This is a genomic window from Acidisoma sp. C75 (assembly GCF_054665095.1).
This window is the reverse complement of sequence record NZ_BAAFHD010000009.1, coordinates 199,925-213,943: the sequence shown is the minus strand read 5'-3', so window position 1 is coordinate 213,943 and position 14,019 is coordinate 199,925. Positions and strand designations below refer to the sequence as shown.

Sequence of the window (14,019 nt, the reverse complement as noted above, 5' to 3'; positions counted from 1 at the left end):
CTCGGCGGATGTTCGGTGCCCGGCGCCTCGGGCGGCGGCAGCACGGCTGCCAGCTGATCGAGCGTCATCAACTGCGCCGGCGCCATCGGCTTCAGCGTCAGATACTGCGCGGCGAGGGTCTGCAGCCGCTCGGGGTCGTTCATCAGCGCCCAATCGGCGCGCAGCATGCGGGTCTTCTCGCGCGCCACGTCGATATCGTGAAAGGTCGTGCGCAGCTCCGCCTCCAGCTTAAAGGCGCGCTGCTTGACCTGGTAGAGATAGAGGCCGGAGCCGGCGGCAAGCATCAGGCAGATGCAGGTGAAGGGTCTTATCATGCCACAACCTCCAGCGAGCCCAGCCGCGACGCGGCACGCAGGCGCGCGCTGCGGGCGCGCGGGTTCAGTGCGATCTCGTCCGGCCCGGGCCGCAGGGCCCGCCGGGTCAGAAGGGAAAATCGCGCCGCCGCCTGCGGCAGCAGGCCGCGCGGATCATGACGGGAGGGAGCAGGCGCCTGGCCGGCGGCATCCGTGAGGAAGCGCTTGACGATGCGGTCTTCCAGCGAATGGAAGGAGACGACGACGAGCCGCCCGCCCGGGCGAAGCAGGCGCGCCGCCGCTGCGAGCCCGCGCTCGATCTCGCCCAGCTCGTCATTCACCCGGATGCGCAGCGCCTGGAAGGTGCGGGTCGCGGGATCGATGCCGGAGCGATCGGGCGGCAGCACGCCGCGAACGATCGCGGCCAGCTCGCCCGTGGTGCGGATCGGCGCGGCGGCGCGGGCGGTGATGATGGCGCGGGCGATGCGGCGGGAGTGGCGCTCCTCCCCGAAGGTATAGAGGATGTCGGCCAGTTCCTCGGCCGAAAGCCGCGCCACGAGGTCGGCCGCACTCGGCCCATCCGCGCCCATCCGCATATCGAGCGGGCCATCCGCGCGGAAGCTGAAGCCGCGCTCTGCGTCGTCGATCTGAAAGGAGGAGACCCCGAGGTCGAGCACGATGCCGTCCAGCGCCGAGACCCCGCGCGCGCTGAGCAGATCGAGCATTTCGCTGAACCGCCCGTGGATGAGATGCAGGCGGCCCGGGAAGCGCGCAGCGAGCGCGGCACCTCGGGCGATCGCCGCATGGTCACGGTCGATCGCCCAGAGCGTGCAATCGGCCGCCTCGAGGATGGCGCGGGCATAGCCGCCGCCGCCGAAAGTCCCGTCGAGATAGGTTTCACCGGCCCGCGGATCGAGGGCCTGGAGAACCTCGGCGAGCATCACTGGCACATGGCCCTGCCCGGCCGCGCTCATCGCAGCACCCCGATGCCTTTGACCGAGAGGGTCAGCTTCTTCTCGATCACCGTGCCGAGCAGCGCCGCCTCGTTCCGCTCGCCGGCTTCCGGCTCCCAGATCTGGAAATTGGTGCCGACACCGACGAAGAGCACCGCATCGGTGATGCCGGCATGCTTCGCCATCTTCTCGCCGAGCTGAATGCGGCCCTCACGGTCGGTCTCAGCCGTTTGGGCCTTGCCGTAGATCGCATAGGAGAGGGCGTTATAGTCCTCGCTGAACATCTCGTAGCGTTCGAGAACCTGCTCGCCCAGCGCCTCGAAGCGGGAAACCGGCCAGGCCTCGATGCAGGCATGGGTATGGGATGGGCGCAGGATCATCGACACCGGCCCGTCGGTCTCCCCGGCGATCTTCTTCAGCGCCGTGCGGAAGGGGGCGGGGACCGAGACGCGGCCTTTCGCATCCAGCCTGTTCAGGTGGTTCCCGAAAAAATTCGACATCGGGCCCCCTTTCACGGTCTCGCTGGCCGCAGCGTCTCCATTGACATTGATGACGACGCGCCCGCCGCAATCGCCAAATCGTGGGATGGCATGGGTTAACATGGGCATAAATGGGCGTCAAAGGTATTTACGTTCACATTTTGGAAAAAAGCAAGAAAATACGCCGAGAAACAACAACTTCCCCACCGACGCTCCGACGCCAGGTCATTTCATTTGTTCCTGCTTCGTTCTGTATTTCCACCTTATCGGCGCCGCGCGCGGCATGGGAAAACGGGGGTCTCGCGCCCCTTTCCCATGCCCGCCCATGGGCCGGCATGGGAAAGGCCGGCGGCGCCGTAGCGATCGGGTTTACCGATGGGGGGACAGAAAGTGCCAGACGGCCTGTAAGCCGGGTTCTGTCCGGGCTGCTCGCGCAGCCTTGGACGACCATTCCTCTGGGATGCCGCTCACGCGGCACCTCACGCGACCAACCCGGGCGGCGGGGCGGGAATGCCCTCGCGTCACGCGGCTCGTCACCGCGCCGCCGGCCGCCCCTATTCGGTCTTGCTCCCGGTGGGGTTTACCCTGCCCGCCGCGTTACCGCGCCGGCGGTGCGCTCTTACCGCCCCGTTTCACCCTTACCGGCGGGGCCAAGCCGCGCCGGCGGTCTCTTCTCTGTGGCACTATCCCTGAGGTCACCCTCGCCGGCCGTTAGCCGGCACCGTATTCCCGTGGAGCCCGGACTTTCCTCCCCCGCTCTGCCAAGCAGCGCGAGGGCGGCCGTCCAGCCGTCTGGCGGCGCCTGCTTGCGCCAGCCGGGCGCGCCGGTCAAGGCATCGCGTCCTCGGATCTGGCGAGCACGGCGGCGCGGGCCGCGGTTTCGGTATCGAGCAGGCCGGAGACCAGGCGCGGGCGCCAATGGCGTTGAAAGGCCCGCAGCAGGGTGGCGAAGGCCGCCGGCCCGGCGCCGGGCGGCGGCACCGGATAGCCGAAGCGGGCGAGATCGCCCACCACCCGCGCCGGGTCCACCTCCGCCCCCTCCGCCGCCTCTGCCGGAAAATCCGGCCAGAGGCCGATGCCTTGGGCGGCGAGCCAGGGCCAATCGAAAAGCTCGCCCGGGTCTTCCTTGCGGTCCGGCGCGATATCGGAATGGGCGACGACATTGCGCGGCGGGATGGGGTGGCGGCGGAGCAGCCCTTGGGCGAGCCTGGCGAGGGCCGCCATCTGCGCCGGCGGGAAAGGCCGGTAGCCCCATTCGTGGCCGGGATTGACGATCTCGACGCCGATCGAGCGGCCGTTCAGATCCTCATGGCCACGCCAGAAGGAAACGCCCGCATGCCAGGCCCGCCGCTCCTCCGGCACCAGCTGCCACAGCGTGCCATCCTCCTCCACCAGGTAATGGGAGGAAACCTTGGCCGCCGGGTCGCACAGCCGGTCGAGCGCCGCCGCGGCGCTTTGCATGCCGGTGTAGTGGAGGACGAGGATATCGATCGGCACCCCCGCCGGGCGCGCATCGTGGTTCGGCGAAGGGCGCTGCCGCACCATCAGCCCTTGCGCAGCACGTCGATCGGCACCAACCGGCCGTCACGCTCGAAGTGCCAGAAGGTCCAGCCGTTGCAGGAGGGCGCGTTCTGCACCTCCGCGCCGACCTTGTGGATCGAGCCGCGGATCTCGCCCGCGCTTACGCTGCCATCGGGCCCGACGATGGCGGAAACCCGTCGCTGCTTGTCGTAAAGCACGGTGCCGGCGGCAAGCGCCCCGCTCTCCACCAGATGGCCGAAGGCGATGCGCGGCATCTCCCGCCGCGAGGGGGTGATGGACATCGCCTCCCCCGCCGGCAGCGGCTGGGTTTGCGCGAGCCGCGCCCAGGCCGCCTCGACATAGGCGGGATGGCGCTCGATCCCGATGAAATGGCGATTGAGGCGCTTGGCGACGACGGCAGTGGTGCCGGTGCCGGAGAAGGGATCGAGCACGATATCCTCGGGCAGGGTGGAGGAGAGCAGGATGCGATGCAGCATCGCCTCGGGCTTCTGCGTGGGATGCAGCTTGAGGCCATGCTGGTTGCGCAGCCGCTCCGGCCCGCCGCAGACCGGCATCAGCCAATCGCTTCGCATCTGCAGATCGTCGTTCGCCGTCTTCATCGCCTGGTAGTTGAAGCGGTAGCGGCTATCCCGCCCGCGCGCCGCCCAGATCAGCGTCTCATGCGCATTGGTGAAGCGCCGGCCGCGGAAATTCGGCATCGGGTTGGATTTGCGCCAGATGATGTCGTTCAGCACCCAGAAGCCAAGATCCTGCAGGATGCTGCCGATGCGGAAGATGTTGTGGTAGGAGCCGATGACCCAGAGGGTGCCGTCCTTGCGCAGCACCCGCCGGCATTCCGACAGCCATTCGCGCGTGAAGCGGTCGTATTCCGCGAAATCGGTGAAACGGTCCCAATCCTCGTCCACCCCATCGACGATGCTCTCATCCGGGCGGCGCAGTTGGCCCTGAAGCTGCAGATTATAGGGCGGATCGGCGAAGACGCAGTGAACCGACGCCGGCGGCAGCATCCGCATCATCTGGATGCAATCGCCGAGCAGGAGCTGGTTCAGCGGCAATTCGCGCGTGAGGTCCACGTTCCTCCTCATGATGTCGAACCAAGGCAAAGGCACGCCGGGAGGCAGGGGCCGGAAAACATTTTCACCATGGGCGCGATCAGAGTGCCAGCGCGTCTTGCGCCGCCAGGAAGAGGGGCGGCGCGCGCCCGGCCAGGGCTTCGCCCAGGCTCTCGGGCAGCGCCGGCGCCAGCAGCGCGCGCACCGGGGCGAAGCCGCGGCGATGATGGCGCGTGACCCCCCGCTCACGCAGCGCGCCGAGGTGGCCGGGCGTGCCGTAGCCTGCATTGCTCTCCCAGCCATAATGCGGGAAGCGCAGCCCGAGCCGGGCCATTGCGCGATCGCGCACGACCTTGGCGACGATCGAAGCGGCGGCGATGGACAGGCTCAGCCCGTCGCCGCCGACCACGCATTGCACCGGGCAGCCGAGGGCGGGCGCCTTGTTGCCGTCCACCAAAGCGAGATCAGGCAGGCGCGGCAGGCGGCCGACGGCGCGGCGCATGGCGAGCAGGCTCGCCTGCAGGATGTTGATCCGCTCGATTTCCGCGACCGATGCGGCCGCGACCGCGATTTCGGCCGCCGAGCCGCGGATCGCCATCAGCGCCGCGAAGGCCGCCGTCCGCTGCTCGGCCGAGAGCTTCTTCGAATCGTCGAGCAGGGCCGCGAGCTTGCGCGGCACCCCGCGCGGAAACACGACCGCGGCGGCGACGACCGGGCCGGCGAGCGGCCCGCGCCCCACCTCGTCGAGCCCGGCGACCCGCCCGCCCGCCGCCTTCTCGAGCTTGAAATGCGGCGCCATCAGCCCTGCCCGGTCAAGCGGCGCCAAAGGCCGGCGAGGCTTTCCAGCATGCCGCCGGCCGGCTGCTCCGCCCGGCGCACCTGGCTGTAGGAGACATGCGGCCGCGCGGCGGGCGGCCTGAGCGCGCTCGACATCAACTGCCGCCCGGTCTCCCGCTCGGCGATCAGCCGGCGCTGGAAGGCGAGGATGGCGGCGGAATTCTCGTCGAGCGGCGCTTCCGCCAAGGCTTCGGAGACCGCGGCCGCCTGATCGAAGGCGCCGGCGCGGCGATAGATATCGATGAGGCAGAGGCGCGGCTGCGCTTCCGGCGCTTCCGGCCAGGCGGCGGCCGCCTGCAAGCGCCAGGCGCTCGCCCATTCGGCCTCCGCCGCGTCATCGGCCGCCCAGGCCGCCTGCAGCAGCGCTTCCGCCGCCCCCCATTGATCGCCCCGCCGCTGGCAGAGCAGGGCCCAGAGCAGGAAGGAGCGGGCGAAGGCCGGCGCCTGGTCGCGGAGCGCGGCATATTCGCCGTCCGACCGCACCACCTCGGCATCCCCGGCCGAGAGCGCGGCGAGATCGGGTGCCGCCGCGCCGCAGCCCGAGCATTCCGCGACCCAGCGCCGCAGGGTGGAGCGCGCGGGCTCGCCCGGGCGGAAATCGAGATCGGGGGCGAGTTCGGCCGCCGGCGCCTGAAAGACCGGCCGCACCATCGCGCCGCAGACCGCGCAGACGCTCATGACGGGCTCCTCATGCCGCGCGTGCCCGGAAGGCGGCCAGCCCCTCGGCGAGCCGTCCGAGGGCGCGCTCCAGGCGCTCGGGCGCGACGGCGAAGCAGATGCGCAGCCACCCCTCCCCGCTCTCCCCGAAGGCGATGCCGGGCGCGATGGCGACGCCGTGATCCGTCACCAGCCGCTCGGCAAGGGCGAGGCTGTCGGTCAATCCCTGCACGCGGATGAAAGCATAGAAGGCGCCGGCCGGCGGGGCATAGGCGAGGCCGGGCAGCCGGCCGAGCAGGTCTCCGGCGATCCGCCGCCCCTCGGCGCAATAGGCGCGGAAGGCCGGCGGCGTCACATGATCGGCGATCGCGGCGAGGCCGCCCTCCTGCAGAAAGGGGGCGACGCCGGAATGCGTGACCTCGATGAGTTCGGCGAGATCGTCCCGCACCCCTTCGGGCACCACCAGCCAGCCGAGGCGCCAGCCCGTCATCACCCAGGTCTTGCTGAAGCTGTTGGCGACGATGACGCGATCCTCCGGGCCGGCGATATCGAGGATCGAGGGCGCGGCATCGCGACCGTCGTAAACGAGGCGGGCATAGACTTCGTCCGACAACAGCCAGCAACCATGGCGGCGGCACAGGTCGAGGATGGCGCGCAGCTCCGCTTCCGTCGCGGTCCAGCCCGTCGGGTTATTGGGCGAGTTGAGGATGAAGACGCGCGCGCCGGCGAGGGCGCGGTCGAGCTTGTCGAGATCGAGATGCAGCGTGCCGTCCGCCCGCGCATCGAGCGCGATGGGCTCGACCACGGCGCCCCGGAGGCGCGCGGCATTGCCGGCATTGGGCCAGGCCGGCTCGTGCAGCACCACCCGATCGCCGGCGCTGAGGATGGCTGAAAGCGCGATGGCGAGCGCCGCCATGCCGGAGGCGGTGACCATGATGCGGCTTTCGGAGACCCTCTGCCGATGCAGGCCGGAGAGATAGCCGGCGAGCGCCTCGCGGAGCGCCGGGAGGCCGCGCACATCGGGGTAGCGCGTCTCGCCCCGCTGCAAGGCCGCGCTCAGCGCGCCGACCGCGGCGGCCGGGCTCGGCCGGTCGGATTCGCCGAAGCAGAGGAACTCGGTATCCGGCCGGGCGAAGGCGAGCCGCGCGACGGAGACGATGCGCGATCCTTGAAGCCGGGTGAGATCGAAAAGTTCGGATGACATGCGACTCGGGCTAGCACACCCCGCCGCGCCGAGGCGAGAGGCGAAAGCAAGCCCTGTGCGCCACCTTCGGGCGCCCCCGGGCGGCGCGGCGGACCGATCCTTGCGCCGACCCGCGCGGGGCGGGTGAGCCGGCGGCGCGCCCCGGCAGGGGTGACGCGCCTGCGCCGCTCGCGCGGCGTCTTTCGGAAGAACCGGCGCCGCCCGCAGCCCCGCGGCGCGGATCGCCGTCTGCCCCGACCCCGAGCCCACCCCCGGTGCGGGGCGGGACAAGTCTATGGATGAAGCATCAACGGAGACACATCAACCCAGCGGTGGGCTCTTCCGCCTATTCTTCCTCGTCCTCATCCTCTTCCAGAAGGAATTGGTCGGCCTCGCGATCATAGCTGAAGAGTTCGGAATACCGCCCCCAGGAGACGATGGTGCGCATGGTATCCTCGGCGAAATCGGGGGACATGTAATCCTCCAGCTCGTCGCGGAAGCGCAGCGCCGGGGCGCGATGGTTCCACCGCTCATCCAGCACCTGGCGGATCTGGCCGAAGATCGGCACATGAGCGCGCAGTGCTGCGGCGAACTGCTCCTTGCGGTCCTCGGTATCGGCATTGACGAAGCGGCGCCCGGCTTCGGTGAGCTTGATGTCGCCATCCGCCACTTCCGCGAAATGCAGCATCTGCAGCGCCTCGCTGATGGGGAAGAGGTCGTCGCCCTCCATCTGGAAGGCGGTGGCGAGCGCCGGCAGATCGGCGCGCCCGTTATAGGGCTCGCCCTCCACCGTCTCCATGAGGCCGGCGATGAGGTTGGTCGAGACCAGCGGCAGCGCCTGGTAGGCGACGGCGGGCGGCGGCACGCCACGCTCATGCGCCGCCGGCTGGCGATGCTCCACAGGCCGGCGCGTCATCAGCGCGTAGATATCGTCCACCATCTGGCGGAAGGCGGGGTCCAGCCGCTCGCGCGGATGCGGAAAGGGTACCACGAGCTCGCTCGCCACCCGGCCGGGGTTGGAGGAAAAGACCAGGATGCGGTCGCACATCAGCACCGCTTCCTCGATATTATGCGTCACGATGAGGACGGATTTCACCGGCAGGCGCTTTTCCATCCAGAGATCAATGAGATCGGTGCGGAGCGTCTCGGCGGTCAGCACGTCGAGCGCGCTGAAGGGCTCGTCCATCAGCAGCAGGTCGGGATGCACGACGAGAGCGCGGGCGAGGCCGACGCGCTGGCGCATGCCGCCCGACATTTCCTTCGGATAGGCGTTCTCGTAGCCGCCGAGGCCGATGAGGTCGATCGCTTCCTCCGCCCGGCGCGCACGCTCCGCCTTCGGCACGCCCTGGGCTTCGAGGCCGAGCGCGACATTCTCCTCGACGGTGAGCCAGGGGAAGAGCGCGAAGCTTTGAAACACCATCGAGACGCCGCGCACCGGCCCGGTGATCGGCCGGCCGCGCCAGCGCACATCCCCGGCGGTGGGCTGCAAGAGGCCCGAGACGATCCGCAGCAGGGTCGATTTGCCCGAACCCGAGCGGCCGAGCAGGCCGACGATCTCGCCCTCCTTCAGGGTGAGATTGACATCGTCCAGAATGATGACATCGGCCGCCGCCTCCTTCGGGTAGGATTGGCGGCAGTTCGCGATCTCTACGAGGGTCGCGGCGTCCTGGGGCAAGCTATGGTCCATGGGCGTCTCCTGCCGGTCTCGGAGCGAATCGAACATCATCAGAAGGTCAGGCGGCGGACGGCGAAGGCGTGCAGCGGGCGCCAGAGCAGGCGGTTGATGGTCAGCACGAAGGCCGTCATCACCACCACGCCGAGCACGATATGCCCCGTATTCCCCGCATTCGTCGCTTCCGCGATGAAGGAGCCGAGGCCGGTCGCGGTCAGCGTCGTATGCCCCCAGGAGGCGATCTCCGCCACGATCGAGCTGTTCCACGCCGCCCCCGAGGCGGTGAGCGCGCCGGTGACGTAATAGGGGAAGATGCCCGGCAGGATGACGCGGCGCCACCACAGAATGCCGCGCACGCCGAAATTGGCCGAAGCCTCCTTGAGATCGCCCGGGAAGGCGGAGGCGCCGGCGACGACGTTGAACAGCACGTACCACTGCGTGCCGACGATCATCAGCGGCGTCAGCCAGATATTTGGATCGAGCCGGAAATAGACCAGCAGGATCACGACGATGGGAAACAGCAGATTGGCCGGGAAGGCGGCGAGGAACTGCGCCACCGGCTGGATGAGCCGCGCCCAGCGGGGCCTGAGCCCGATCCAGACCCCGATCGGCACCCAGATCAGCGAGCAGATGATGAGCGCCGCCGCCACCCGCAGCAGGGTGCAGAAGCCGAGCAGCACGACATGGGCGAGGAGGCCGAGCGAGACATCCCGCGCGACGAAGCGGATAATGTGCCAGAGCGCGAAGCCGACCAGCAGGACGATCACCCCGTACCACAGCATGTCGAGCAGCCGCGAGGGCCGCTCGGCGCTGCCGCGGCCCTTCAGCGCCAGCGGCAGGCGCATGCGCAGCCCGCCGAGGGCGCTCGTGAAATCACCGATCGCCTCGCCCATCACGCGCAGGAGCTGGGTGCGGCGCAGCAGGCTGAGCACCCAAGGATCCGGCGCGACGCCGCCGCTCGTCATCTCGAAGCGGAATTTGGCCGACCAGGCGACGAGCGGGCGGAACAGCAGCTGATCGTAGATGAGGATGACGACGAGCATCGCGACGATCGCGGCGAAGACCGCCGAGAGATTGCTCTGGGACAGCGCGACCGAGACATAGGAGCCGATGCCCGGCAGCAGGAAGGTTGTGTTGCCGACGGTGACGGCTTCGGACGCGACGACGAAGAACCAGCCGCCCGACATCGAGAGCATGGTGTTGAACACCAGCCCCGGCATCGCGAAGGGCACTTCCAGCCGCCAGAAGCGCTGCCAGATGGTGAGCTGGAAGCTGCGCGAAGCCTCATCCAGATCGCGCGGCACGGTCGTCAGCGACTGGTAGAAGCTGAAGGTCATGTTCCAGGCCTGGCTCGTGAAGATCGCGAAGACCGCGGCGAGTTCGGCGCCCAGCACGCGGCCGGGGAAGAGATTGAGGAAGAACAGAACGGTGAAGGACAGGAAGCCGAGGATCGGCACCGATTGCAGGATATCGAGGGCCGGGATGATGATCATGCTGAGGCGGCGGCTCTTGGCGGCGAGCGGCGCCACGATCAGCGTGAAAAGGATCGAGAAGACCAGCGCCACGAACATCCGCAGCGTCGTCCTCAGCGCATAATAGGGCAGATAGGCGAGGCCGAGATGGATCGTCGTCTGCTGCGGCAGCCGCGCCAGCGTGCCGCCCGCGGCATGGGCGATCAGGATGATGAGCGCGAGCACGCAGGCGATGGCCACGAAATCCCAGATATTGGGAAGGCGGCGTCCGTTCAGGAAAGCAGGCGAGGCCGCGGTCGTCATCTCTGCGCGCGCTCCTGGGCTTGATCAATTGAAGGAGAGCCGCAAGCGGCCGGTCGGGCGCCTGTATCTCAGCCCGGGGGGGCCTGTCACCACCCTTCCTGTTATGAAAGCATGACAGAGCCGGGCGGGCGGGGCCGGAGGCCGGGCCGCCGGGCGCGGCGCTCAGAGGCCGGTGGAGCCGAAGCCCCCCTGCCCGCGCGCCGTTTCGGGCAGTTCCTCCACCACCTGCCAGCGGATGCGGGTGACGGGGGCAAGCACCGCCTGGGCGATCCGCATGCCACGCTCGACCGTGAAGGCCGCCGCCCCGGCATTGAGCAGGATGACGCCGATTTCGCCCCGGTAATCGGCATCGATAGTGCCCGGGGCGTTGGCCACCAGGATGCCATGCTTGAGGGCGAGGCCGGAGCGCGGGCGGATCTGCAATTCATGCCCCGGCGGCAAAGCGAGGGCGAGACCGGTGGGCACCAGCGCCCGCCCGCCGGCGGCGATGATGAGCGGGTCGGAGACCGCGGCCAGCAGGTCCACCGCCGCCGCGCCGAGGCTCGCATAATCGGGCAGCGGCAGATCCGCCCCATGGGCCAGGCGGATCACCGCGACGCTCGCCTGCCCGCTCATGCCGGGCGCCCCTCGAACCAGGCGGCGATGCGCGCGGCGAGCCGGGCGGCGACCGCCTCCTTGGCCATGCGCGGCCAAGGCTCCACCCCATCCTGCGTCACCAGGCGGATCTCGTTCTCGCCGCCGCCCATGATGCCGCTCGCCGCCGAGACATCGTTGGCGATCAGCCAGTCGCACCCCTTGCGAGCGCGCTTGGCGATGGCATTGGCCTCCACCGCCTCGGTCTCGGCCGCGAAGCCGATGACGAGTGCCGGGCGCCTCGCGCCGGCTTGCGCGATCGTCGCCAGGATATCGGGGTTGGCCACGAGATCGAGCGCCGGGGCGGCGGCATCCGGCCCCTTTTTGATCTTGGCCCCCTGCTCCGCCCGCATCCGCCAATCGGCGACCGCGGCGGCGAAGACCGCGATATCAGCCGGCAAGGCGGCCTCGCAGGCGGCCAGCATCTCCCGCGCCGTCTCGACATGGCGGACGGTGAGGCCCGGCGGATCGGCAAGCGCGACCGGGCCCGAGACGAGGGTGACGCGCGCGCCGAGGGCGGCCAGCGCCGCCGCGATCGCATGGCCCTGGCGGCCGGAACTGCGGTTGGCGATATAGCGCACCGGGTCGATCGGCTCATGCGTCGGCCCGCTGGTGACGAGGGCATGCCGCCCGGCGAGCGGCCGCAGCGGCCCGGCGAGCATGGCGCGGATCGCCTCCAGGATCGCCGGCGGCTCGGCAAGGCGCCCGGGGCCGTATTCGCCGCAGGCCATCGCACCCTCGTCAGGCCCGACGACCGCGATGCCGCGGGCGCGGAGTGTCGTGAGGTTGGAGACCGTCGCCGCATGGCCCCACATACGGTGGTTCATCGCCGGGGCGACGAGAACGGGCTTGTCGGTCGCGAGCAGCAGGGTCGTCGCGAGGTCGGAAGCGAGGCCGGCTGCCATGCGCGCCAGGATATCGGCCGAAGCCGGCGCCACCACCACGAGATCGGCCGCGCGGGAAAGCTCGATATGCCCCATCTCGCTCTCATCGGTCAGCGAGAAGAGGTCCTGATAGACGCGCTCCTCCGTCAACGCCTGGACGGAAAGCGGTGTGACGAACTGGGCGCCGCCGGCGGTGAGCACGGCGGAGACGAAGGCGCCCTCGCGCCGCAGCAGGCGGATGAGTTCGAGCGCCTTATAGGCGGCGATGCCGCCGGCGATGACGAGCAGGATGCGCGCGCCGGCAAGCGGCCGGCAAGCAGGCCCGCCCGCGCCCTCTGTCACAGCTTCCAGCCCGCATGGATGGCGGCGATGCCGCCCGAGAGGTTGCGCACCGAGACCCGCGCGAAGCCCGCCGCGCGCATCATCTCGGCCAGCATCTCCTGATCGGGGAACATGCGGATGCTCTCGGCGAGATATTGGTAGCTCTCCGCATCATTGGCGAAGATCCGGCCGAGGCGCGGCAGCACCTTGAAGGACCAGGCATCGTAGAGCGGAATGAGGGCGGCGATTTCGAGGCGGGAGAATTCAAGGCAGAGGAAGCGGCCGCCGGGCTTGAGCACGCGGAGCGCTTCGGCCAGCACCGCCTGCTTCTCGGTGCAGTTGCGCAGGCCGAAGGCTATGGAGACGATATCGAGGCTATTGGCCGGGATCGGCAGCGCCTCGGCATCCGCGACGAGGAAGCTCAGCCGCTCGATGAGGCCCCGGTCGGTCGCCCGGTTGCGCCCCACCTCCAGCATGGCGGGGTTGATGTCCGACAGGATGGCGGGGCCGCCGCCGCGGGCGAGCCAGCCGAAGCTGATATCGCCGGTGCCGCCGGCGAGATCGAGCAGCCGGCGGCCGGCTCGCGGGTCGAGCGCGGTGATGAAGATCTGCTTCCAGGCCCGGTGGATGCCGAGCGACATGAGATCGTTCATGAGGTCGTAGCGCGGGGCCACGCTCGCGAAGACCTCCCGCACGAGGGACTTCTTTTCCTCCCGCGGGACGGAGCGGAAGCCGAAATCGGTCTGGTCGGGGGAGATCTGGTCTTGCATGGCCTTGTCGCTCATCACCCCTCCCCTATACGCTCGGCCGCGCCATGCCGGAACTCCCCGAAGTCGAAACCGTGATGCGCGGGCTCGCCGCCCGCCTTGCCGGCCGCCGCATCCTGAGCGCCCGCCTCAACCGGGGCGATCTCCGCCGCGCGATCCCGCCAGGGCTCGCCGCCGCCCTCACCGCAAGCCCGGTGAGCGGCTTTCGCCGCCGCGGCAAATATATCCTCATGCGCCTCGCGGCGGGGGAGAGCGTGCTCATCCACCTCGGCATGTCCGGCCGGATGGTGATCAGCCCCGCCGGCCGCAATGAGCCGCCGCCGGCCCATGAACACCTGGTGATGGAGACCGAGGACGGGGTGCGGATCGGCTTCGTCGATCCCCGGCGGTTCGGCCTGCTCGACCTGCTGGCGACGGCGGAGGAGGATCGGCACCCGCTGCTCGCCGCCATGGGGCCGGAGCCGCTCGGCCCCGGCTTCGATGCCGCCATCCTCTCGGCGGCCCTGGCCGGGCGGCGGACGCCGATCAAGGCCGCCCTGCTCGACCAGCGGATCGTCGCCGGGCTCGGCAATATCTATGTCTCGGAAGCGCTCTTCCGCGCGCGCATCAGCCCCGAGAGGCTGGCGGCGACCATCCCCGGGGCGCGGGCCCGCCGCCTCGTCCCCGCCATCCGGGAGACCTTGACGGAAGCGATCGCCGCCGGCGGATCGAGCCTGCGGGATTATGTGCAGCCGGATGGCGAACTCGGCTATTTCCAGCATGCCTGGAGGGTTTACGGCCGCGCGGGCGAGCCCTGCGCCCATTGCCAGGCGCCGGGCCTCTGCCCCGGCATCCAGCGTATCACCCAGGCCGGCCGCAGCACCTTCTTCTGCCCACGCAGCCAGCGCTGAGGGCAGCCGCCGCCGATCGGATTTCCTGAGTCCGGCGCAGGGCAGAGCAGCACCGGTGCGGCGCTTGTTCTGCTTGACGAA

14 protein-coding genes and 1 other RNA gene are annotated in these 14,019 nt (G+C 69.7%); 1 reads left to right on the top strand and 14 read right to left on the bottom strand.

Annotated features, from left to right (window positions below):
* The 14 genes from ftsL to ACYQ7X_RS13660 all read right to left on the bottom strand — a co-directional run.
* Positions 1-314, bottom strand: a 314-nt coding sequence (gene ftsL, locus ACYQ7X_RS13725) for a cell division protein FtsL (protein WP_459697608.1), incomplete at its 3' end; no start/stop codon positions are given.
* Positions 311-1,267, bottom strand: a complete 957-nt coding sequence (gene rsmH / locus ACYQ7X_RS13720) for a 16S rRNA (cytosine(1402)-N(4))-methyltransferase RsmH (protein WP_459697607.1) — start codon at positions 1,265-1,267, stop codon at positions 311-313. The genes ftsL and rsmH, both read right to left, overlap by 4 nt.
* On the bottom strand, positions 1,264-1,746 hold the full coding sequence (locus tag ACYQ7X_RS13715) for a division/cell wall cluster transcriptional repressor MraZ (RefSeq protein WP_459697606.1): 483 nt from the start codon (positions 1,744-1,746) through the stop codon (positions 1,264-1,266). Before ACYQ7X_RS13715 ends, rsmH begins: the two co-directional genes overlap by 4 nt.
* A 368-nt stretch (positions 1,747-2,114) precedes the next feature.
* An RNA gene (gene rnpB, locus ACYQ7X_RS13710) (RNase P RNA component class A) lies at positions 2,115-2,521 on the bottom strand.
* A 32-nt stretch (positions 2,522-2,553) separates the two neighbouring features.
* Positions 2,554-3,270 (bottom strand): N-acetylmuramoyl-L-alanine amidase, encoded by a 717-nt coding sequence (locus ACYQ7X_RS13705; protein WP_459697605.1) that lies wholly within the window; start codon positions 3,268-3,270, stop codon positions 2,554-2,556.
* A complete protein-coding gene (locus tag ACYQ7X_RS13700; RefSeq protein WP_459697619.1) occupies positions 3,270-4,283 on the bottom strand; it encodes a DNA methyltransferase in 1,014 nt (337 codons plus the stop codon). Before ACYQ7X_RS13700 ends, ACYQ7X_RS13705 begins: the two co-directional genes overlap by 1 nt.
* 136 nt (positions 4,284-4,419) lie before the next feature.
* Positions 4,420-5,118 carry a ribonuclease HII gene (locus ACYQ7X_RS13695; RefSeq protein WP_459697604.1) on the bottom strand — a complete coding sequence of 233 codons (699 nt, stop codon included), beginning with the start codon at positions 5,116-5,118 and terminating at the stop codon, positions 4,420-4,422.
* Positions 5,118-5,834: a hypothetical protein gene (locus ACYQ7X_RS13690; protein WP_459697603.1), complete on the bottom strand. Its 717-nt coding sequence runs from the start codon at positions 5,832-5,834 to the stop codon at positions 5,118-5,120. The genes ACYQ7X_RS13695 and ACYQ7X_RS13690 overlap by 1 nt, the downstream gene beginning before the upstream one ends.
* Positions 5,835-5,844: 10 nt before the next feature.
* On the bottom strand, positions 5,845-7,017 hold the full coding sequence (locus ACYQ7X_RS13685; protein ID WP_459697602.1) for a pyridoxal phosphate-dependent aminotransferase: 1,173 nt from the start codon (positions 7,015-7,017) through the stop codon (positions 5,845-5,847).
* A gap of 325 nt (positions 7,018-7,342) precedes the next feature.
* Positions 7,343-8,683, bottom strand: coding sequence for an ABC transporter ATP-binding protein (locus ACYQ7X_RS13680; protein ID WP_459697601.1), 1,341 nt, complete (start codon positions 8,681-8,683; stop codon positions 7,343-7,345).
* Positions 8,684-8,721: 38 nt separating this feature from the next.
* Positions 8,722-10,443: an ABC transporter permease gene (locus tag ACYQ7X_RS13675; protein ID WP_459697600.1), complete on the bottom strand. Its 1,722-nt coding sequence runs from the start codon at positions 10,441-10,443 to the stop codon at positions 8,722-8,724.
* 162 nt (positions 10,444-10,605) lie between these two features.
* Complete coding sequence (gene dut, locus ACYQ7X_RS13670; RefSeq protein WP_459697599.1) at positions 10,606-11,058, bottom strand: dUTP diphosphatase; 453 nt, start codon at positions 11,056-11,058, stop codon at positions 10,606-10,608.
* The gene (gene coaBC, locus ACYQ7X_RS13665) at positions 11,055-12,302 is read right to left on the bottom strand and encodes a bifunctional phosphopantothenoylcysteine decarboxylase/phosphopantothenate--cysteine ligase CoaBC (protein ID WP_459697598.1); all 1,248 of its coding nucleotides are present in this window, start codon (positions 12,300-12,302) and stop codon (positions 11,055-11,057) included. Before coaBC ends, dut begins: the two co-directional genes overlap by 4 nt.
* The gene (locus ACYQ7X_RS13660) at positions 12,299-13,066 is read right to left on the bottom strand and encodes a class I SAM-dependent methyltransferase (RefSeq protein ID WP_459697597.1); all 768 of its coding nucleotides are present in this window, start codon (positions 13,064-13,066) and stop codon (positions 12,299-12,301) included. The genes coaBC and ACYQ7X_RS13660 overlap by 4 nt, the downstream gene beginning before the upstream one ends.
* 29 nt (positions 13,067-13,095) lie before the next feature.
* Here ACYQ7X_RS13660 and mutM point away from each other — a divergent pair, with 29 nt between their 5' ends.
* Positions 13,096-13,938 carry a bifunctional DNA-formamidopyrimidine glycosylase/DNA-(apurinic or apyrimidinic site) lyase gene (mutM, locus tag ACYQ7X_RS13655; protein WP_459697596.1) on the top strand — a complete coding sequence of 281 codons (843 nt, stop codon included), beginning with the start codon at positions 13,096-13,098 and terminating at the stop codon, positions 13,936-13,938.
* The last annotated feature ends 81 nt before the right edge of the window (positions 13,939-14,019 follow it).

Bases quoted from the DNA above. Each gene is read 5' to 3' on its own strand.
- ACYQ7X_RS13705 (WP_459697605.1), bottom strand. From the start codon at position 3,270: ATGGTGCGGCAGCGCCCTTCGCCGAACCACGATGCGCGCCCGGCGGGG.
- rsmH (WP_459697607.1), bottom strand. From the start codon at position 1,267: ATGAGCGCGGCCGGGCAGGGCCATGTGCCAGTGATGCTCGCCGAGGTT.
- ACYQ7X_RS13690 (WP_459697603.1), bottom strand. From the start codon at position 5,834: ATGAGCGTCTGCGCGGTCTGCGGCGCGATGGTGCGGCCGGTCTTTCAG.
- ACYQ7X_RS13675 (WP_459697600.1), bottom strand. From the start codon at position 10,443: ATGACGACCGCGGCCTCGCCTGCTTTCCTGAACGGACGCCGCCTTCCC.
- ACYQ7X_RS13715 (WP_459697606.1), bottom strand. From the start codon at position 1,746: ATGTCGAATTTTTTCGGGAACCACCTGAACAGGCTGGATGCGAAAGGC.
- ACYQ7X_RS13660 (WP_459697597.1), bottom strand. From the start codon at position 13,066: ATGAGCGACAAGGCCATGCAAGACCAGATCTCCCCCGACCAGACCGAT.
- ACYQ7X_RS13680 (WP_459697601.1), bottom strand. From the start codon at position 8,683: ATGGACCATAGCTTGCCCCAGGACGCCGCGACCCTCGTAGAGATCGCG.
- ACYQ7X_RS13700 (WP_459697619.1), bottom strand. From the start codon at position 4,283: ATGATGCGGATGCTGCCGCCGGCGTCGGTTCACTGCGTCTTCGCCGAT.
- ACYQ7X_RS13685 (WP_459697602.1), bottom strand. From the start codon at position 7,017: ATGTCATCCGAACTTTTCGATCTCACCCGGCTTCAAGGATCGCGCATC.
- mutM (WP_459697596.1), top strand. From the start codon at position 13,096: ATGCCGGAACTCCCCGAAGTCGAAACCGTGATGCGCGGGCTCGCCGCC.
- ACYQ7X_RS13695 (WP_459697604.1), bottom strand. From the start codon at position 5,118: ATGGCGCCGCATTTCAAGCTCGAGAAGGCGGCGGGCGGGCGGGTCGCC.
- dut (WP_459697599.1), bottom strand. From the start codon at position 11,058: ATGAGCGGGCAGGCGAGCGTCGCGGTGATCCGCCTGGCCCATGGGGCG.